Annotated in this window: 14 protein-coding genes and 5 tRNA genes; 11 read left to right on the top strand and 8 right to left on the bottom strand. The window is 75.8% G+C overall.

What is annotated here, in order from left to right; genetic code table 11:
* Positions 1 to 420 precede the first annotated feature (420 nt).
* From cobT to J5Y05_RS25085, 3 genes are all read left to right on the top strand, one after another.
* Positions 421 to 5,172 (top strand): nicotinate-nucleotide--dimethylbenzimidazole phosphoribosyltransferase, encoded by a 4,752-nt coding sequence (gene cobT, locus J5Y05_RS25095; RefSeq protein WP_210875345.1) that lies wholly within the window; start codon positions 421 to 423, stop codon positions 5,170 to 5,172.
* A 169-nt stretch (positions 5,173 to 5,341) separates the two neighbouring features.
* Positions 5,342 to 6,574, top strand: a complete 1,233-nt coding sequence (gene cobA / locus J5Y05_RS25090) for a uroporphyrinogen-III C-methyltransferase (protein WP_210875534.1) — start codon at positions 5,342 to 5,344, stop codon at positions 6,572 to 6,574.
* Between the two features lies 1 nt (position 6,575).
* Positions 6,576 to 7,427 (top strand): TrmH family RNA methyltransferase, encoded by an 852-nt coding sequence (locus J5Y05_RS25085; protein WP_210875344.1) that lies wholly within the window; start codon positions 6,576 to 6,578, stop codon positions 7,425 to 7,427.
* A 207-nt stretch (positions 7,428 to 7,634) separates the two neighbouring features.
* Here the strand turns inward: J5Y05_RS25085 and J5Y05_RS25080 are convergent, their stop codons facing one another.
* Complete coding sequence (locus J5Y05_RS25080) at positions 7,635 to 9,179, bottom strand: serine/threonine-protein kinase (RefSeq protein ID WP_247615279.1); 1,545 nt, start codon at positions 9,177 to 9,179, stop codon at positions 7,635 to 7,637.
* Positions 9,180 to 9,758: 579 nt separating this feature from the next.
* Here J5Y05_RS25080 and J5Y05_RS25075 point away from each other — a divergent pair.
* From J5Y05_RS25075 to J5Y05_RS25065, 3 genes are all read left to right on the top strand, one after another.
* Positions 9,759 to 9,923: a hypothetical protein gene (locus tag J5Y05_RS25075; protein WP_210875343.1), complete on the top strand. Its 165-nt coding sequence runs from the start codon at positions 9,759 to 9,761 to the stop codon at positions 9,921 to 9,923.
* Positions 9,924 to 10,276: 353 nt separating this feature from the next.
* On the top strand, positions 10,277 to 11,248 hold the full coding sequence (locus tag J5Y05_RS25070; RefSeq protein ID WP_307854082.1) for a phosphotransferase: 972 nt from the start codon (positions 10,277 to 10,279) through the stop codon (positions 11,246 to 11,248).
* 100 nt (positions 11,249 to 11,348) lie between these two features.
* Positions 11,349 to 11,630, top strand: a complete 282-nt coding sequence (locus J5Y05_RS25065) for a TFIIB-type zinc ribbon-containing protein (RefSeq protein ID WP_210875342.1) — start codon at positions 11,349 to 11,351, stop codon at positions 11,628 to 11,630.
* A gap of 55 nt (positions 11,631 to 11,685) precedes the next feature.
* Here the strand turns inward: J5Y05_RS25065 and J5Y05_RS25060 are convergent.
* From J5Y05_RS25060 to J5Y05_RS25040, 5 genes are all read right to left on the bottom strand, one after another.
* A tRNA-Val gene (locus J5Y05_RS25060) sits at positions 11,686 to 11,757 on the bottom strand.
* Between the two features lie 11 nt (positions 11,758 to 11,768).
* A tRNA-Val gene (locus J5Y05_RS25055) sits at positions 11,769 to 11,840 on the bottom strand.
* Positions 11,841 to 11,880: 40 nt separating this feature from the next.
* Positions 11,881 to 11,952, bottom strand: a tRNA-Val gene (locus tag J5Y05_RS25050).
* Position 11,953: 1 nt separating this feature from the next.
* Positions 11,954 to 12,027: transfer RNA gene (locus J5Y05_RS25045), tRNA-Cys, on the bottom strand.
* 38 nt (positions 12,028 to 12,065) lie between these two features.
* A tRNA-Gly gene (locus J5Y05_RS25040) sits at positions 12,066 to 12,138 on the bottom strand.
* A 178-nt stretch (positions 12,139 to 12,316) separates the two neighbouring features.
* Here J5Y05_RS25040 and J5Y05_RS25035 point away from each other — a divergent pair.
* The 3 genes from J5Y05_RS25035 (at position 12,317) to J5Y05_RS25025 (ending at position 15,081) form a co-directional block, all read left to right on the top strand.
* Positions 12,317 to 13,363 carry a chorismate-binding protein gene (locus J5Y05_RS25035; protein WP_210875341.1) on the top strand — a complete coding sequence of 349 codons (1,047 nt, stop codon included), beginning with the start codon at positions 12,317 to 12,319 and terminating at the stop codon, positions 13,361 to 13,363.
* Positions 13,360 to 14,181, top strand: coding sequence for an aminotransferase class IV (locus J5Y05_RS25030; protein ID WP_210875340.1), 822 nt, complete (start codon positions 13,360 to 13,362; stop codon positions 14,179 to 14,181). Before J5Y05_RS25035 ends, J5Y05_RS25030 begins: the two co-directional genes overlap by 4 nt.
* 75 nt (positions 14,182 to 14,256) lie before the next feature.
* Entirely contained in the window at positions 14,257 to 15,081 is an 825-nt protein-coding gene (locus J5Y05_RS25025) for a GNAT family N-acetyltransferase (protein ID WP_210875339.1), read from the top strand.
* A 77-nt stretch (positions 15,082 to 15,158) separates the two neighbouring features.
* Here the strand turns inward: J5Y05_RS25025 and J5Y05_RS25020 are convergent, their stop codons facing one another.
* Entirely contained in the window at positions 15,159 to 15,683 is a 525-nt protein-coding gene (locus tag J5Y05_RS25020; protein WP_210875338.1) for a DsbA family protein, read from the bottom strand.
* A 209-nt stretch (positions 15,684 to 15,892) separates the two neighbouring features.
* Between J5Y05_RS25020 and J5Y05_RS25015 the strand changes: the two genes are divergently transcribed.
* Both J5Y05_RS25015 and J5Y05_RS25010 read left to right on the top strand, forming a co-directional pair.
* Positions 15,893 to 16,345, top strand: a complete 453-nt coding sequence (locus J5Y05_RS25015; protein ID WP_210875337.1) for a hypothetical protein — start codon at positions 15,893 to 15,895, stop codon at positions 16,343 to 16,345.
* 188 nt (positions 16,346 to 16,533) lie between these two features.
* Positions 16,534 to 16,713 (top strand): hypothetical protein, encoded by a 180-nt coding sequence (locus J5Y05_RS25010; RefSeq protein WP_210875336.1) that lies wholly within the window; start codon positions 16,534 to 16,536, stop codon positions 16,711 to 16,713.
* A 93-nt stretch (positions 16,714 to 16,806) separates the two neighbouring features.
* Here the strand turns inward: J5Y05_RS25010 and J5Y05_RS25005 are convergent, their stop codons facing one another.
* Positions 16,807 to 17,367 carry a CGNR zinc finger domain-containing protein gene (locus J5Y05_RS25005; RefSeq protein WP_210875335.1) on the bottom strand — a complete coding sequence of 187 codons (561 nt, stop codon included), beginning with the start codon at positions 17,365 to 17,367 and terminating at the stop codon, positions 16,807 to 16,809.
* Between the last annotated feature and the right edge of the window lie 117 nt (positions 17,368 to 17,484).

Below are 17,484 nucleotides of genomic sequence, written 5' to 3'. Positions count from 1 at the left end.
GCCGGGTGCCGGACGGGTGTCGGCCGGGGGTAGGGCGGGTGCCTGCCGGGGGGCTTTCGCACCGCGCCCCGTGATCGGCTTGTCGTACCGCGCGGGGTAAGCTGGCGGATTGTTGTACCGCACTCGGACACGCGATGCTTCGTCGTCCAATGTCCGGAAAACCCGCCAGTTCTGAGGCGGGGTGTGGTACGGCAGAACCGGAGGACGCGCAACGTGGCGCAGTCCACAGCGGACCGTCACGGATCACGGTGTCCTGACGGGGCAACGCCCGCCACAATGCCACCGAGTGGCTTTGTCGTCATTTCCGGCGGGTCGTTCGTGCCGCTGGGCACGCACGCTCGTTCTTCACTGCGGGGCGGTCGGTGCGCCGTCCCGGGCGAGCTGGTCGTAGAGGCACAAACCGATGGGCGAGGGGTACGCATGACCGACACCGGCCAGATCCCGGGCGAGGGGCTGCCGGAGACCGCAGGCACGGTGGAGCATCCGGGGGCCCCCGCGCCCGGTGCGTACACCTACCTCTCCGAGACCACCGCCGAGGACGAGGACCTGCTGCTGCCGGGAGCCCAGAGCGCCTGGGGCAACGAAGTCGCGCCGCCCGCGCCGGAGCCGGTCGTCGAGACCGTGCACCAGCCGGGCCCGCACGAGATCTCCGGCCGCGACACCGGCTCCGTCGACCTCGGTGCCGTCCGCCCGTCGCGTCCGTCCGTCCCGGTCCCGCCGCGCCGTCCGCTGCACCTCGGCCCGCCGATCCCGGACACCTCCGCGAGCCCGGTCCGGCACCTCGCCGAGCGCGGCCCGGCCGACATCCCGGTCCGCCACCCCGGCCCGGCGACCACCGGCCCCGAGTACCTCGACGTCCCGCCGCCGGCGGGGGCGCCCGCGCAGGGGGCGACGCCGTGGGTCGCGCAGCCGGCCGTGGCGGGCCCCGTACCCCCGGCGGCTCCGTCAACTCCGGGGACTCCGGCGGCTTCCGCTTCCGTGGTGACGCCGGTGGGTCCGGTGGCTTCCGGGGGGACGGCAGGGGAAACGGTTGTTCCGGCGCCGGTTTCGGCTTCGACTCCGGTTCCCGCTCCGGCTCCGGCTTCGGTCCACGACACGATGGGCGCGGCCCAGGCCCTGGTCGCCCGCGTGGCCGCTCCGCAGGCAAACGGTCCGGTGGCGGTGGCCCCCGGTGTGCCTGAGGCGGCCTCAGAGGCCGGGGCCGCCGCCCCTGCTGAGGGGGCGTCGGGTCCGGTGGCCGGAGGGGCCGAGGAGGGGACGGGTGCGCCTGGCGCCGATGCGGTGGTCGAGCCCGCCGCCGCGCCCACGCCGGAACCGGTGACGGCTCCGGAGGCCATACAGACGCCCGGTACGGACCCTGCCGCGGAGGCCGCTCAGGCATCCGACGCCGCGTCCGTGTCGGATGCCGCCGAGGCTCCTGAGGCCGCGCGCGCGTCGGATGCCGCGGTGGTGCCGGTCGGCGAGGCCGCGGAGAGCGTGTCCGCGCCGGAGGGTGTCCTGGGGCGGGAGGCTGTCGAGGCGCCGGCCGAGGCTTCGGACGGTGCCGAGAGCACGGACGTCGCCCAGGCGGCCGAGGCTGCTGACCTTGCCCAGGAGCCGGGTGCCGTCCAGGCGCCGGAGGCTGCCCAGAGCCCGGAGGGCGGTCAGGCACTGGAGGCTGTCGAGGCGCCGGACGCCGTGCCTGCGGCCGAGGCCGCTCCCGCGCCGGACGCCGCCCAGGCTCCGGACGCCGCCCAGGCTCCGGATGCCGGGCCGGGCTCGGAGGCGGCAACTGGCGTCGCGTCCCCGCAGGACCCCGTGGCCACCTCCTCGGACTCCGAGGCGCCGAGCACCGCCGGGGCACCCGAGGGTGCCGAGGTGCCGGGCGCCGAGCCCGCCACGGAGGCCGGAGAGGCCCCGGGCGCAGCTCAGGCCCCGGAAGCCGCCCCCGTGCCGGAGGGCGCTCCGGCTGAGGGTGTCACCGCCGCGCCCGATGCCCTCCAGGCCCAGGCCGTCGCCCCCGCCTCGGACGCTGTCCAGCCCCTGGACCCCGTCGGCGCACCCGAGGCCGTACCCGGCCCGGACGTCGTACCCGCACCCAAGGCGGCTCCCGGCCCGGACCTCGCGCAGGCCGCCGACCCCGTACCGGCTCCCGAGGCTGCCCAGGCCCCGGAAGCGGATGCCGCCCGGGAAGCTGCCCAGGCCCTGGAAGCCGATGCCGCCCCGGAAGCTGCCCAGGCCCTGGACGCCGCCCAGGTCCCGGAGACCGCCCCGGCCACGGGCACCGCCCCGACCCTGGAGACCACCCTGGCCTCGGGCGCCGCTCCGGCCTCGGGCACTGCTCCGACCGCGGATGGCCCCTCGGCTCCGGAGACCACCCCGGCCTCGGGCACCGCCGCGACCCTGGATGCCCCCTCGGCTCCGGTCACCGTCCAGGCCCCGGAGACCACCCCGGCCTCGGGCACCGCCGCGACCCTGGATGCCCCCTCGGCTCGGGTCACCGCCCAGGCCACGGCCCCCGCCCCGACCCCGGATGCCGCCCCGGCTCCGGTCACCGCACAGGCCCCCGGCACCCCGACCCCGGTCACCGCCCCGGCCTCTGACGCCGCAGCAGCCGCTGAGGTCGCCCAGGCGCCGGACGCCCCGCATGCGCCGGACACCCCGCAGGCCCCGGACGCCCCCCAGGGCCCGACGGTCGTCCCCGTCCCCGAGGCCGCCCAGGGTGACGCCGTACCGGTCGTCGAGGCTCCCGTCGCCGTGGCGACCCCGGAGCCGGTCCCGACCGCGCCCGCCGTCGTCCCCGAGCCCGCCACCGCGGAGCCGGGCGGGCACACCCCCGCATCCGGCGCCCCGTCACAGACGGACGGCGCCACACCGGCCCCCGCCGAGGCGGCCGGCCGGCAGGCCCCGCGGGGCGCCGGTGCGGACCCGGCCCCGCAGCACCCTCCCGCCCCCGAACCCGGCGTCCAGGCCCCCGGCACCCCCACCCCCACATCCACCACCCCCCTGACCGAGCCGTCCCCCCAGGCACTCCCGGCCCCCGCCGGACAGGCGGCCGACGGGCAGGCCGTGACCGGGGCCCCCGTACCGGGGGCGGAGCCGGCCCAGGGTCCCCAGACCCTGACGGCCGCCCACGCCCCGCGCGCGGCGGACCCCGCGGAGACCTTCATGCCCCACCCCGACCAGCCCGTCGGCCGGTTCGTGCCGGTGGAGGGCCAGGTGCCCACCACCCCCCACCTCGCCCCGACCCCGCCGCAGCCCACCGTCCTGCCGCAGCAGGGCGAGCAGCCGCCCGGCACCACCGTCCCCGCCCCGCGCGAGGACGGCCCCGCGCTGCTCCAGCACGCCGGCGACCTGGACACCCGGGCCTCCGGCCAGGCGGACCACCCGGCCCCGGCGGCGGCCGAGGGCGAGGACGGCCCGCACGAGCCGGCCCCGGCCGAGGCGCCCCGCCCCACCGGCCCCGCCGCACCCCCGTACGACGACGCCGAACGCGAAGCCGTCCTCAAGGTCATGCGCGAACGCCGTGACATCCGCAACGGCTTCCGCGACGACCCCATCCCGCACGAGGTGCTGCTCCGGGTCCTGGAGGCCGCCCACACCGCGCCCTCCGTCGGCCACTCGCAGCCCTGGGACTTCGTCGTGATCCGCTCCGCCGACACCCGGCGGGCCATGCACGAACTGGCGATGCGCCAGCGCGACGCCTACGCCAAGTCCCTCCCCAAGGGCCGGGCCAAGCAGTTCAAGGAAATGAAGATCGAGGCCATCCTCGACACCCCGGTCAACATCGTCGTCACCGCCGATCCCACCCGCGGCGGCCGGCACACCCTGGGCCGCCACACCCAGCCGCAGATGGCGCCCTACTCCTCCGCGCTCGCCGTCGAGAACCTGTGGCTGGCGGCCCGCGCCGAGGGCCTCGGCGTCGGCTGGGTCAGCTTCTTCGACGAACGCGAGATGGTCCGCACGCTCGGCCTGCCCGAGCACCTGGAGGCCGTCGCGTACCTGTGCGTCGGGTACGTCGACGAGTTCCCGGAGGAACCCGAGCTGATGCGGGCCGGCTGGTCCAAGCGCCGCCCGCTGTCGTGGGTCGTCCACGAGGAGACGTACGGCCGCCGCGCCCTGCCCGGCGAGGACCCGCACGACCTGCTCGCCGAGACCGTCGCGCAGATCCGCCCGCTGGACGCCAAGGCGCTCGGCGCGGCGTGGGAGCGGCAGAAGCGCATGACCAAGCCGGCCGGCGCGCTCGGCATGCTGGAGATCATCTCCGCCCAGTTGTCCGGACTCTCCCGCCAGTGCCCGCCGCCCGTCCCGGAACCCGCGGCCGTCGCCGTCTTCGCCGGCGACCACGGGGTGCACGCCCAGGGCGTCACGCCCTGGCCGCAGGAGGTCACGGCGCAGATGGTCGCCAACTTCCTCGGCGGCGGCGCGGTCTGCAACGCCTTCGCCGCCCAGGTCGGCGCCGAGGTGTGCGTCGTCGACGTCGGCGTCGCCGCCGACCTGCCCGCCACCCCCGGGCTGCTGCCCCGCAAGATCCGCTCCGGCACCGGCGACATGACCACCGGCCCCGCGATGACCCGCGAGGAGGCCAAGCAGGCCATCGAGGTCGGCATCGAGACCGCCCGCGACCTGGTGGCGGCCGGCAACAAGGCGCTGCTCACCGGCGAGATGGGCATCGCCAACACCACCGCGTCCGCCGCCCTGATCTCCGTCTTCACCGGCGCCGACCCCGCCGAGGTCACCGGGCGCGGCACCGGCATCAACGACGAGACGCTGGCCCGCAAGACGGAGGTCGTCCGCCGCGCCCTCGACGTGCACCAGCCCGACCCGGCCGACCCCATCGGCGTCCTCGCCGCGGTCGGCGGCCTCGAACACGCGGCCATGGTCGGCCTGCTGCTCGGCGGCGCCTCCCTGCGCACCCCGGTGATCCTGGACGGTGTCAGCGCCGGTGCCGCGGCGCTCGTCGCCCGCGCCATCGCCCCCGAGGTCCTCGCGGCCTGCATCGCGGGCCACCGCAGCGCCGAACCGGGCCACGTCGCCGCGCTCAACAAGCTCGGCCTGCGCCCCCTGGTCGACCTCGACCTCCGCCTCGGCGAGGGCACGGGCGCCCTGCTCGCCCTGCCGATGGTGCAGAGCACGGCACGGGCGATGCACGAGGTGGCGACGTTCGACTCGGCGGGCGTCACCGAGAAGTGACCCGCCGCGGGGGAGGGGCGGCGCGGCCGGCGAACGGCCCGCCCGCCCCGCCCCCGCCGCCGGCCCGCCACCCCTCATCCCTTCCGTACCGCTCGATAGAATGCGCACGTCAGGGCTGCTCCAGAGCCGCAGCGCCCCACCGCACCGCCAGGACGAGGAGCCTGCCCTCATGGCCGAACACCCCGCCTACCCCGTAGGTCTCCGCCTCTTCGGCCGCCGTGTGGTCGTGCTCGGCGGCGGACAGGTCGCCCAGCGCCGTCTGCCCGCCCTGGTCGCGGCGGGCGCCGACGTCCTGCTCGTCTCGCCCGAGGCGACCCCCTCGGTCGAGGCGATGGCGGACACCGGGGAGATCACCTGGGAGCGGCGCCGGTACGCGTCCGGCGACCTCGCCGACGCCTGGTACGCCCTGATCGCCACCGGCGACACCGAGGCCAACGACGCCGCCTCCGCCGAGGCCGAACGCCACCGTGTCTGGTGCGTCCGCTCCGACGACGCCGACCGGGCCACCGCCTGGACCCCGGCCACCGGCACCAGCGAGGGGGTGACGGTCGCCGTGCTCACCACCCGGGCGCGCAGCCGCGACCCCCGGCACACCGCCGCCATCCGCGACGCGGTCGTGGAGGGCCTGCGCGACGGCACCCTCGTCGCCCCGCACCACCGCACCCGCACCCCCGGCGTCGCCCTGGTCGGCGGCGGCCCCGGCGACCCGGACCTGATCACCGTCCGGGGCCGGCGGCTGCTCGCCGAGGCCGACGTCGTCATCGCCGACCGGCTCGGCCCGCGCGACCTCCTCGCCGAACTCCCGCCGCACGTCGAGGTGATCGACGCGGCGAAGATCCCGTACGGGCGGTTCATGGCCCAGGAGGCCATCAACAACGCGCTGATCGACCACGCCAAGCAGGGCAAGTCCGTGGTGCGCCTCAAGGGCGGCGACCCCTTCGTGTTCGGGCGGGGCATGGAGGAGGCGCAGGCGCTGGCCGAGGCCGGCATCCCCTGCACCGTCGTCCCCGGCATCTCCAGCTCGATCTCGGTGCCCGGCGCGGCAGGCATCCCGGTCACCCACCGGGGCGTCGCCCACGAGTTCACCGTGGTCAGCGGCCATGTCGCCCCGGACGACGAGCGCTCCCTCGTCGACTGGCCGGCCCTCGCCCGGCTCACCGGCACGCTGGTCGTCCTCATGGGCGTCGACAAGATCGGCCGGATCGCCGAGACCCTCGTCGCGCACGGCAGGTCCCCCGACACGCCGGTCGCGCTGGTCCAGGAGGGCACGACCGCCGCCCAGCGCCGGGTCGACGCCACCCTCGCCACGGTCGCCGAGACGGTCGTCGCCGAGGAGATCCGGCCGCCCGCGGTCATCGTCGTCGGCGAGGTCGTCCGGGTCGGCCCGGCGGGGACGGCGTGACATGGCCGAGCCCGTCATCGTCGAGGACGCGGGCGACCCGCGCCTCGGCGACTACACCGACCTGACCGACGTCGCGCTGCGCCGCCGCCGCGAACCCGCCGAGGGCCTCTACATCGCCGAGGGCGAGAAGGTCATCCGGCGGGCGCTGGCGGCCGGCCACCGGATGCGCTCCCTGCTGCTGTCGGCCAAGTGGCTCGACGTCATGCGCGACGTGATCGACACGACGCCCGCGCCGGTGTACCTGGTGGACCCGGCCCTCGCCGAGCAGGTCACCGGCTACCACGTGCACCGCGGCGCGCTGGCCGCCATGCACCGCGAACCGCTGCCGGCCGCCGCCGAGCTGCTGAACACCCTGACCGGCGGACGGCCGCCCGGCCGCGCGGGACGTCCGGTGCGACGCGTCGCCGTCTTCGAGGACATCGTCGACCACGCCAACATCGGCGCCGCCTTCCGCAACGCCGCCGCCCTCGGCGTCGACGCGGTCCTCCTCACCCCGCGCTGCGCCGACCCGCTCTACCGACGGTCCGTCAAGGTCTCGATGGGCGCCGTCTTCCAGGTGCCCTGGACCCGCCTGGAGTCCTGGCCGTACGACATCGAGGTGCTGCGCGCCGCCGGGTTCACCGTCGCCGCGCTCTGCCTGAGCGACCGCGCCGTCCCGCTCGACGACCTCGCCGCCCGGGAACACGGCGGACTGGCCCTGCTCTTCGGCACCGAGGGCGACGGCCTGACCCGCGTGGCGCTCGACGCCGCCGACGAACACGTCCGCATCCCCATGGACGCGGGCGTGGACTCCCTCAACGTGGCCGCCGCCTCGGCGGTCGTCTTCTACGCGACCCGCCCGCCGGGCACCTGACGGTCACGGCCGCGGGCGAACCCGGGTCCGGGCGTGTCGCCGGGCGTGTCCCCCGACCGACTGCCGACACGCCGACGGTGGGGGCCGCGCCGCCCGTGTGCTGCCGACACGCGGGCCCTGGCGTGTCGCCTGCCGTGTGCCGACACGTCCTCCGCACACGGTGGCGCCGTGCCGCCCGTATGCCGACACGCCGTCCGCACAGTCGTCCTACCGGTGCGCCGACACGCCGTCCGCGCCATCCGGACGCCCGGGTGCCGACACACCGGCCGGTCCACCGCCGTCCGCGTCCGCGCCGGCGTCCGGACCCGCGTCCGCACCCGTGCCCGCCTCCGGGCCCGCGCTCATGCCCGCCTCCGCCGACACACCGGCCCCGCCACCCGGGGCCCCCTGTGCCGACACGCCGACCCGTTCGGTGCCGAAGCCGCTCGCCGGGCCCTGGCAGCCCTGCGCGGCGGCGATGCCGAGGGCGACCAGCAGGGTCACCACCACGAAGACGATCAGCCGCTGCCGCAGCAGCCGGGGATTGGCCGGACGCCGCCCGGCCTGGGTGTTCCTCGGCGCCGCGCGCGGGGCACTCCCGTGCGGGCGGGGCCGGTTGCCCGTACCGGAACGGGGTCCGCCACGCCCGGCGCCCCGGGAGGCGGGCGCGGGACGGGCTCCCGACCGCGCCCCCGTACCGCCACCGCCGCGTGAACCGGCGCCGCCCCGAGGCGCCGGGCCCCCGCGTGAGGCCGGTCCGCCGCGTGACGGGGCGGCGCCCCGCGACACGCCGGACCCCCGCGGACCGCCGGTACCGCGTGCGGCGGGCGTGCCCCGCGTCCCCGTCTGCCCCGGCGAACGGCGTACGGGGCGTTCCGCGTAGCCCTCGGCGAGCCGGTCGGCCTCCCCGGTACGCGGCGCGGGCGGCCGGACGTCGCCCAGGCCCTGCGCCTCCCGGGTGGCGATCTCCTTGAGCCGCAGCGACAGTTGGAGCGTGCTGGGCCGCTCCTCGGGGTCCTTGGCCAGACACGCCTGGACCAGCGGCGCCAGCGCGTCCGGCACGCCGTGGAGCTGCGCCTCCTCGTGCACCACGCGGTACAGCATCACCTCGGAACTGCCGTGCCCGAAGGGCGAGTCGCCCATCGAGGCGTACGCCAGCGTGGCGCCGAGCGAGAACACGTCCGTGGCCGGGGTGACGGCCGCCCCGCGCACCTGCTCGGGGGCGAGGAACCCGGGGGAGCCGACCGCCGTGCCGACGTGGGTGAGGGTGGAGGCCCCCGTCGCCCAGGCGATGCCGAAGTCGATGATCCGCGGCCCCTTGGGGGACAGCAGGATGTTGGACGGCTTGAGGTCGCGGTGGACCACCCCGGCCTCGTGGACCGCGACGAGCCCCTCGGAGAGGGCGGCGCCGACCGCGGCGACGTCCGCCGCGCAGAGCGGGCCCTCCTCGACGACCTTGTCGTGCAGGGAGGGCCCGGGAACGTACTGGGTGGCGAACCACGGCCGGTCCGCGTCCAGATCGGCGGCGACCAGCCTCGCGGTGCACCCGCCCCTGATCCGCCGCGCGGCCGAGACCTCGCGCGCGAACCGGGAGCGGAACTCCTGATCCTCCGCCAGATCCGGCCGGATGACCTTCAGCGCGACCCGTTGCCCCTTCTTGTCGGAGCCCAGGTAGACCACGCCCATCCCGCCCGCGCCGAGTCGCCGGTGAAGTCTGAACGAGCCGACGACACGCGGGTCCTCGCGCCTGAGGCGCATCATCGCCATGTTCATCCCCGCTGCCCGGTCCCTGTGACGTGCCTCAGCTTACGTTTCCCCGGCCGCCCGCGCGCAGAGGCCGCGCCCGCCCGGCCCGGCGGGTCGCCCCCACCACGTCGCCCACCGGGCGGCCCACCTGCGCCGCCGCGCCGGGACCCGCCCCGTATCGGGTACACCACCAACCTCCTTTCGGATAAATGAGGTTGACGAAGCGTGAGGCCGGATCGCCCGAGCCCCGGCGGCTGCCCGCCGGGTGACCGGCCGCCGCCCGGCGCGCGGAGGCGGGGCGGGTGGCACAGGGGAGAGGCCGGTGTGCCGTACTGGTACAGAAGTGAGAGAAGTCACCCGCCCGTGGCAGTCCCCTCCGGGAAGACCCCGAGGCGGAGGACCGGCTCTCCACCCAGGGGAGTACACCGCGCCGGGCGGCTCATCCTCGGGGAGGCCCGGCAATCGGTACGCGGGCATGACGCCCGTGGCGGGCCCGGCGCATAGATTCGAGACCGAGCGGTGGAGACGGCACTCGTCCCCGAGGGCCGGGCACCCACCGCGGCAAGAGGACTCGGAGAAGACCTCATGAACGGTCAGGGAGGGACCATGACGCAGACGGCACCGCGGACGCGGGAACGTCCGGCACGCCGCCACCCCGTGGTGGCGACGCTCATGGCCCTGCCCCTGGCGGCCCTGCTCCTGCTCGTCTTCGACGGGTGGGAGACGGTGGCCACACAGGCGTCGTCCGTGGGTGTGATGCTGGGGCGCTGAGCGGCGACCCCAGGCCCGGAAGAGCGGTCCGGGCGGGGACATCCATCCATGAAACCCCGTGGGGACGGGGGTACGGCGGACGGCACGATGCCGGGCGCGGCTGGGGAGCCGCGCCCGGCATTTCCCTGCCCGCCTTCCGCCCGCTTGGCACCGCACCGGCCCCGGCCTCCCTGGCACCGCACCGGCCCCGGCCTCCCTGGCACCGCACCGGCCCCGGCCCCCCTCGGCCGCGGCAACGGCCGCCCCGTGTCCGACACCCCCCGACACCCCCGCACGACACCGGCCACCGGCCGCAACGGCCCCCCGCCGCAAGGCCCTCCCGGGCCCCCGCCGGTCCCCGTACCCTCACCCCCGTGACACCGGACCCCCTCCTGTCCGCGCTGGCCTCCCACACCGCGGCGATGGCCCACGCCGAGACCCGCGCCCCCGCCCACAGCGCCGCCCACCCCTGCCCCTGCCCCCGCCCCACGGAGGCCGTCACCCTCGCCGACCGCCCCGACGGCACCGTCGTACGGCACGCGGGCACCGTCGCCAAGGCCCACGCCCCGGACACCGACCCGGCGGAACTGGCCCTGCGGGTCGCCGTCGCCGCCCGGCTCACCGGCGTCCTCCTGCCCCCGCTCGACACCCCGGACGCCCCCGCCCGCCTGGCCGGACGCCTCGTCACCCACTGGCCGTACGGCGCCCCGGTCGACCCCGACGACCCGGACGCCGCCCCCTGGGAGGACGCGGCGGCCCTGCTCGCCCGGCTCCACCGCACCCCGGCCCCCTTCCCCCTGCCGCCCATGCGCGGCCCCGCGAAGGCGGCCCAGGCCGTCGCCCGGCTCCGCGCCCGTGCCCCGCACCACCCCGGTACGGCCCCCGTCCTGAGCGCCTGGGCCGCCCTGCCCGCCTGGGCCCGCGGCGAGGCCGCCCCGCCGGGCGCCGGCACGCTCTGCCACGGCGACCTCCACCTCGGCCAGCTCGTCCGCCACCCCGCGCCCGGCGGGCCCTGGCTGCTGATCGACGTGGACGACCTCGGCGTGGGCACCCCCGCCTGGGACCTGGCCCGCCCGGCCGCCTGGTACGCGTGCGGGCTGCTGCCGCCGGAGGCATGGCAGCGCTTCCTGTCCGCCTACCGCGCGGCGGGCGGCCCGGCCGTCCCGGCGGACGGCGACCCCTGGCCGGCCCTGGACGTCCCGGCCCGCGCCCTCACCGCGCAGACCGCCGCACGGTCCGTCACCAAGGCCGTGGCCGAGGGACGCCCGCTGGACGACGTGGAGGAGGAGTTCGTCGGCGCCTGCGCCCGTATGGCCTCCGTCCCCCTTGCCGCATCGGGGAGTTGACCGGGAGCCGCGCGACGTAGGCTGCAACCGACCGCGGCCGGGCGGTGTCTGTCCCGGCGAGAGACGAAACAGCACCGACCGGCGAGGAGTTGAGCCCACGATGCAGTGCCCCAAGTGCCACGCACCGATGCACACCTACAACCGTAACGGCGTTCAGATCGAGCAGTGCAGTGGCTGCCGGGGGATCTTCCTCGACTACGGGGAACTGGAGGCGCTGACCCGGCTGGAGGCCCAGTGGTCCCCGCCCGCCCCGCCGGCGCAGCCCGCCCCCCAGGCGTACCCGTCCGCCCCGGCACCCGCCTGGGGCGCCCCGCACGGCGGCCACGCCCACTACGGCCACCACCGCCACCGCGGCTTCGGCCGCATGCTCTTCTCCAGCTAGGACGGGGCACGACGAAGCCCCCGGCCGCAGGTGACGGCCGGGGGCTCCGGTGGTGTGGACGATACTGGGATTGAACCAGTGACCTCTTCCGTGTCAGGGAAGCGCTCTCCCGCTGAGCTAATCGTCCTCGGGACTGCGTGCGCGATACTGGGATTGAACCAGTGACCTCTTCCGTGTCAGGGAAGCGCTCTCCCGCTGAGCTAATCGCGCGGGGTGATCCTCGTGGATCGTATCGGTCCTGTCGGACCAGTGGACGATACTGGGATTGAACCAGTGACCTCTTCCGTGTCAGGGAAGCGCTCTCCCGCTGAGCTAATCGTCCTTGGAGGTGGAGACGGGATTTGAACCCGTGTAGACGGCTTTGCAGGCCGTTGCCTCGCCTCTCGGCCACTCCACCAGGAGTGTAGGGGACCGGGAGGCCCCCTGTGTCCAGCGAGCGGACGACGAGGTTCGAACTCGCGACCTCAACCTTGGCAAGGTTGCGCTCTACCAACTGAGCTACGTCCGCCTGTCGGTTCGGTACGCTCCCGCGTCCCGGCGACGGGTTGAACTCTAGCGGATTCCGGGGCCAGGACAAAAACGCGTTTGTGCAGCGTGCTGCGGTGCCCGTGGCCGTGTACCCGGTCAGGCCCACCGGAAGGACACGTTCGAGTCATTTGCCTGCGGTCCCGCCTAGACTCGGCCATGTGTCCGAACTCTCGCCCCTGGCCCGTTTCCGCGATCGCCTCGCGACCGGCCTCCTCGATGTCACGAGCGACCCCGCCGCGCTCGAATCCAGCGGCTTCTGGGCCGTCTGCGCGGACTTCGAGGGCCGTCTGACCTGCGCGCGCTTCGCCGACGTCCGGTATGCGCCGGTCCCCGTGCCGGTGCCGGGCGCCTGGGCCGGTCCGGGCACCGGCGACTGGGCGTCCTCGCTCGACCGCGCCGCGTACACCGCCGCCGTCCGGTGCATCCGCGACCACATAGCCGCCGGCGACGTCTACCAGGCCAACCTGTGCCGGGTGCTGTCGGCCCCCGTCGCCCCCGGCGCCGACGTGGACGCCCTCACCGCCCTGCTGGCCCGCGGCAACCCCGCCCCGTACGCCGGAACGATTCGCCTGCCGGAGCACGGGGTCGAGCTGGCCACCGCCTCGCCCGAGCTGTTCCTGCGGCGCGACGGCTCCGTCGTCGAGTCGGGCCCCATCAAGGGCACCGGGCGCACCGAGGCCGACCTGCTGGAGAAGGACCACGCCGAGAACGTCATGATCGTGGACCTGGTCCGCAACGACCTCGGGCGCGTCTGCGTCCCCGGCAGTGTCGCCGTGCCCGACCTGTGCGCCGTGGAGAAGCACCCCGGCCTGGTCCACCTCGTCTCGACGGTGCGCGGGGAGCTGCTCCCGGACGCCGGCTGGCCCGCCCTGCTGGACGCCGCCTTCCCGCCCGGCTCGGTCACCGGCGCCCCCAAACCGAGCGCCCTCGGGATCATCGAGGAGCTGGAGACCGCGCCGCGCGGCCCCTACTGCGGGGGCGTCGGCTGGGTCGACGCCGACCGGGGCACGGGCGAGCTGGCGGTCGGCATCCGCACCTTCTGGATCGACCGGGCCGAGGGGCTGCTGCGCTTCGGCACCGGCGCCGGCATCACCTGGGGCTCCGACCCGGAGCGGGAGTGGAGGGAGACCGAACTGAAGGCGGCCCGGCTGCTCGCGGTAGCGTCGGGCGCGTACGAGGTGAGTGGAGAGGGACTACCGACGTGAAGATCTGGCTCGACGGCGGGCTGCGTGACACCGAAGCCGCCCGCGTCTCCGCCTTCGACCACGGACTGACCGTGGGCGACGGCGTCTTCGAGACCGTCAAAGCGGTGCACGGCAAGCCGTTCGCCCTGACCCGGCACCTCGACCGGCTGGTCCGTTCGGCCACCGGCCTGGGCCTGCCCGAACCCGACCTCGACGAGGTCCGCCGCGCCTGCGCCGCCGTGCTCGACGCCCACCCTGTGGCGCTGGGCCGGCTGCGCATCACCTACACCGGCGGCCCCGGCCCGCTCGGCTCCGACCGCGGCGACGCCGGAACGACCCTGCTCGTCGCCGTCGGCGCCACCACCCGCCGCCCCGACACCACGGCCGTGGTCACCGTGGACTGGACGCGCAACGAGCGCGGCGCCGTCACCGGCCTGAAGACCACCTCGTACGCCGAGAACGTGGTCGCGCTGGCCCGCGCCCGCGAACAGGGCGCCACCGAGGCCCTGTTCGGCAACACGCGGGACCGGCTGTGCGAGGGCACCGGCTCCAACGTCTTCGTCGTCCTCGACGGCGAACTCCACACCCCGCCGCTGGACTCCGGCTGCCTCGCCGGCATCACCCGCGCCCTGGCCGTCGAATGGACCGGCGCCCGGGAGACGGACCTCCCGCTCGACGTCCTGGAGCGGGCCGACGAGGTGTTCCTCACCTCCACGCTGCGCGACGTGCAGGGCGTGCACCGCGTCGACGGCCGCGCGCTGCACGACGCGCCCGGCCCGGTCACCGCCAAGGCGATGCGGATCTTCGACGAGCGCTCCGCCGCCGACCTGGACCCCTGACCGGCCCGCGAGGCGCCGGAGCCCGCCCGGAAAACCGGAGGTCACGGCCGGCCCGGGTCGGGTAGAACTCCTTTGATGACCACCACCCTGCGGCCGGCCGAGCCGCTTCGACTCGCCCCCGACGGCAGCCGTTCACGCCGCTACCAGGTGTGCGTGAACAGCCGTCCGGTCGGCACGGTCCACCTCGGCACCTCCTCCGGCCTCGGCGACACGGTGGCCGTGATCCTCGACCTGCGCGTCGACGAGCCCGACCGGCGCCGCGGCCGGGCCACGGTCGCCGCGCTCGCCGCCGAGGAGGTGGCGCGGGGCTGGGGCTGCCGGCAGATCGAGGCGAGCGTCCCCGCCGACGCCGCCCCCGCCCTGCTGCTGGCAGGGGCGCTGGGGTACGTCCCGCGCAACCGCCTCATGACCAAGCCGCTCGGCACCACCCCGCCCGCCCTCCCGCCGGGCTGCCGCGCCCGCTCCATGACCCGGGACGAGTACGCCGACTGGAGCGTGCGGGAGGCCGAGCGGTACGCGCGGACCTGGATCGAGCGGGGCGTGCCCGAGGAGGTGGCCCGCGCCAAGGCCCGGGGCGACCACGAGAGGCTGCTGCCCCAGGGGCCGGACACCGAGAACACGCTGTTCAGCGTGGTCGAACAGGAGGGCACTCCGGTCGGCACGCTGTGGCTGGCGCTGCGCGAGGAGGAGGCGTTCGTCTTCGACGTCGAGGTCGACGCGGCCCACCGGGGCCGGGGCCACGGCCGCACGCTGATGCTGCTGGCGGAGGGCCAGGCGATCGCCGCCGGACGCCGCCGCCTCGGCCTCAACGTCTTCGCCGGCAACACCCCGGCCGAGCGGCTCTACGCGTCCCTCGGCTACGAGACGGTCCGGCACCACCTGTGGAAACCGCTGCTGTAACGGGGGTGCGCCCCCCGGGGCTCACCCCCGGCGCCGCACTTTCCGCCGCCTGGCCCCCGGCGCCTCACCCGGGCGCCTCACTCCCCGGCGCCGGCCAGCAGCCGGTCGGCGATCTCCTCGACGCGCTCGCGCAGCCCCTCCTGGCTCTTGCCGCCGTCCAGCCGCTCGCCGCCGATGACATAGGTGGGGGTGCCGGTGACACCGATGGCCTTGCCCTCGGCGTGGTCGGCGTCGACGATCAGGATGTGCCGGCCGTCGATCAGCGCGGTGTCGAACTCCTCGGCGTCCAGGCCGAGTTCGCGGGCCACCTCGATCAGGAAGGGCTCCCCGCCCCGGTCCAGCTCCTCGACCCGGCGCAGCACGGCCTCCACGTACCGCCAACCCTGCCCCTGCTCGGCGGCCTCCTCGGCGGCCTGCGCGGCGGCGAAGGAGTGCCGGTGCTTCTCCAGCGGGAAGTGCCGCAGCCGTACGTCGAGGCGGTCGCCGTAGCGGGCGCGCAGGGCGGTCAGGTCGTCCAGGGCGGTACGGCAGTCGGGACACTGCAACTCGCACCACACGTCGAGGACGGCGACGGCGGAACGATCGGCGGAGAAGTCACTCATCCCCCCAGTCTCCCAGCCCGGCCGCACCGCACCGGACGGGGCCGGTGGGCCGGAGCCGTCCGCGACCCGCTCCGCGGGCTCCCGCGGAGAACCCGACCCGGAGATCTCCCTGATCTTCGGGTCCGGGCGTGGCCTCCGGGGGCGTGGGGGGTGCAGGATGGAAGGGGCGAAACGCTCGTCCCCGACCCGAGCCCGACCAGGAGGACCGGATGATTGCCGAGACCGTCTGCTCAGCGGTGTCCGCGGCGGGGCTGGGCATCGCGGCGGTCACCGCGTACCGCAGGCGCTTCCTCGCGGCGGTCCGCGTCGCCGCCTACGCGCTGGTCCCCGTCGGCCTCGTGATGACCGGTGTCGTCAAGTGGCTCGCCGACACCGCCTTCAGCCCGACGGCATGGGCCGGCTTCGGTGTGCTGGGCCTGGCCTGGCTGCTCTTCATGATCACGCGCGCCGTGGAGCGCCGCCGCGGGGGTACCCGCGGGCAGCGCCGGGAGGCCGAGGCCGCGGCGGAGCACGGTCCGGTGGCGCCCGGCGCCTCCCGGCCCTCCCTCGGCTCCTCCGCCTCCCGTCCGGCGGCCAGGCCCTCCGGGTCCTCCGGGACGCCGGCCAAGGGCGAGGACGACTTCAGCGACATCGAGGCCATCCTCAAGAAGCACGGCATCTGAGGCGGCTCGTACCGGTGCGCGGACGTGATGGCGTCCGCGCACTGAAACGTCCCAGTGATCCGAGCCCGTCAGCGGACGCTCCGTAATGATCACGAGCCGAAGCGGACATTGCGGAACGTGCGGGCATCCGGTCTCCGCGGGTGCCCGGATCGCGCCGGCCCGGCACGCTGGGTCATCATCGCCGCGAGATGCCCGACCCCACTCGGCTGGACGTACAGCCGGATACGAGACAGAGTGCCACCGCGCCCCCGCCCGACGAGACGCGCGGCTGCCTCTTCGCCCTCTCCCAGCCACCGCTGATGATCTTCTTGGCGGTGATCGGGACCCTGCTGCTCATGGCGTCGTTGCACGACCTGCTGTTGCTGTGAGCCGTACACCGCGCTCCCCGGCGTCACCCGCCGGGGAACGCGTCCCCCACGGGCGACCCGTCCTCAAGGGGCAAGACCGGGGGTGGGCGGGCCTCAGCGCGCGGCCTCCTTGCGCCGCGCGCGGTACGCCGCCACGTGCAGCCGGTTTCCGCAGGTCCGGCTGTCGCAGTAGCGGCGCGACCGGTTGCGGGACAGGTCGACGAAGGCCCGCCGGCAGTCGGGGGCCTCGCAGCGCCGCAGCCGCTCCTGCTCACCGGCGACCACGAAGAACGCCAGCGACATCCCGCAGTCCGCGGCGAGGTGGTCGGCGACGGAGGCGCCGGGCGCGAAGTAGTGGATGTGCCAGTCGTAGCCGTCGTGGTCGGTGAGCCGGGGCGTGGTGCCCGCGGCGGCGACCAGCTCGTTGATGAGCCCGGCCGCGGCACGGGCGTCGGGCGCGGCGAAGACCGCCGCGAACCGCGCCCGCACCGAGCGCACCGCAGTGAGGTCGTGGTCCGCCAGCGCGCCGACGTCACTGATGGCGTGCGTGCCCACGAACTCCTCCAGGGCCGCCACGTCCGGCAGCCCGTCGGGCGTCGCATCGTCCTCGGGGACGGTGTTCACCAGATCCACCACGGTGTCGAGGGCGCACCGGATGTCGTGGGTGATCAGCACGTTCTGCTCCCTGGCCTGGGGGTCGGGCGGGCGCCCGCCGATGCTGGCCGATCGTACTGGCTTCCACGCCGGGCGCACCGGCCCCGCTCCAGGCCCCGGGGAGGGAGCCCGCGGGCA

Source organism: Streptomyces tagetis (assembly GCF_018069565.1).
GTDB classification, from domain to species: domain Bacteria; phylum Actinomycetota; class Actinomycetes; order Streptomycetales; family Streptomycetaceae; genus Streptomyces; species Streptomyces tagetis.
Note: the sequence above shows the minus strand (reverse complement) of the source record. Positions and strands in the feature narration are given on the sequence as shown.

Excerpts from the sequence above, each read along its gene's own strand:
- cobT (WP_210875345.1), top strand. The coding sequence starts at position 421 with ATGACCGACACCGGCCAGATCCCGGGCGAGGGGCTGCCGGAGACCGCA.
- cobA (WP_210875534.1), top strand. The coding sequence starts at position 5,342 with ATGGCCGAACACCCCGCCTACCCCGTAGGTCTCCGCCTCTTCGGCCGC.
- J5Y05_RS25085 (WP_210875344.1), top strand. The coding sequence starts at position 6,576 with ATGGCCGAGCCCGTCATCGTCGAGGACGCGGGCGACCCGCGCCTCGGC.
- J5Y05_RS25080 (WP_247615279.1), bottom strand. The coding sequence starts at position 9,179 with ATGAACATGGCGATGATGCGCCTCAGGCGCGAGGACCCGCGTGTCGTC.
- J5Y05_RS25075 (WP_210875343.1), top strand. The coding sequence starts at position 9,759 with ATGACGCAGACGGCACCGCGGACGCGGGAACGTCCGGCACGCCGCCAC.
- J5Y05_RS25065 (WP_210875342.1), top strand. The coding sequence starts at position 11,349 with ATGCAGTGCCCCAAGTGCCACGCACCGATGCACACCTACAACCGTAAC.
- J5Y05_RS25025 (WP_210875339.1), top strand. The coding sequence starts at position 14,257 with ATGACCACCACCCTGCGGCCGGCCGAGCCGCTTCGACTCGCCCCCGAC.
- J5Y05_RS25020 (WP_210875338.1), bottom strand. The coding sequence starts at position 15,683 with ATGAGTGACTTCTCCGCCGATCGTTCCGCCGTCGCCGTCCTCGACGTG.
- J5Y05_RS25015 (WP_210875337.1), top strand. The coding sequence starts at position 15,893 with ATGATTGCCGAGACCGTCTGCTCAGCGGTGTCCGCGGCGGGGCTGGGC.
- J5Y05_RS25010 (WP_210875336.1), top strand. The coding sequence starts at position 16,534 with ATGCCCGACCCCACTCGGCTGGACGTACAGCCGGATACGAGACAGAGT.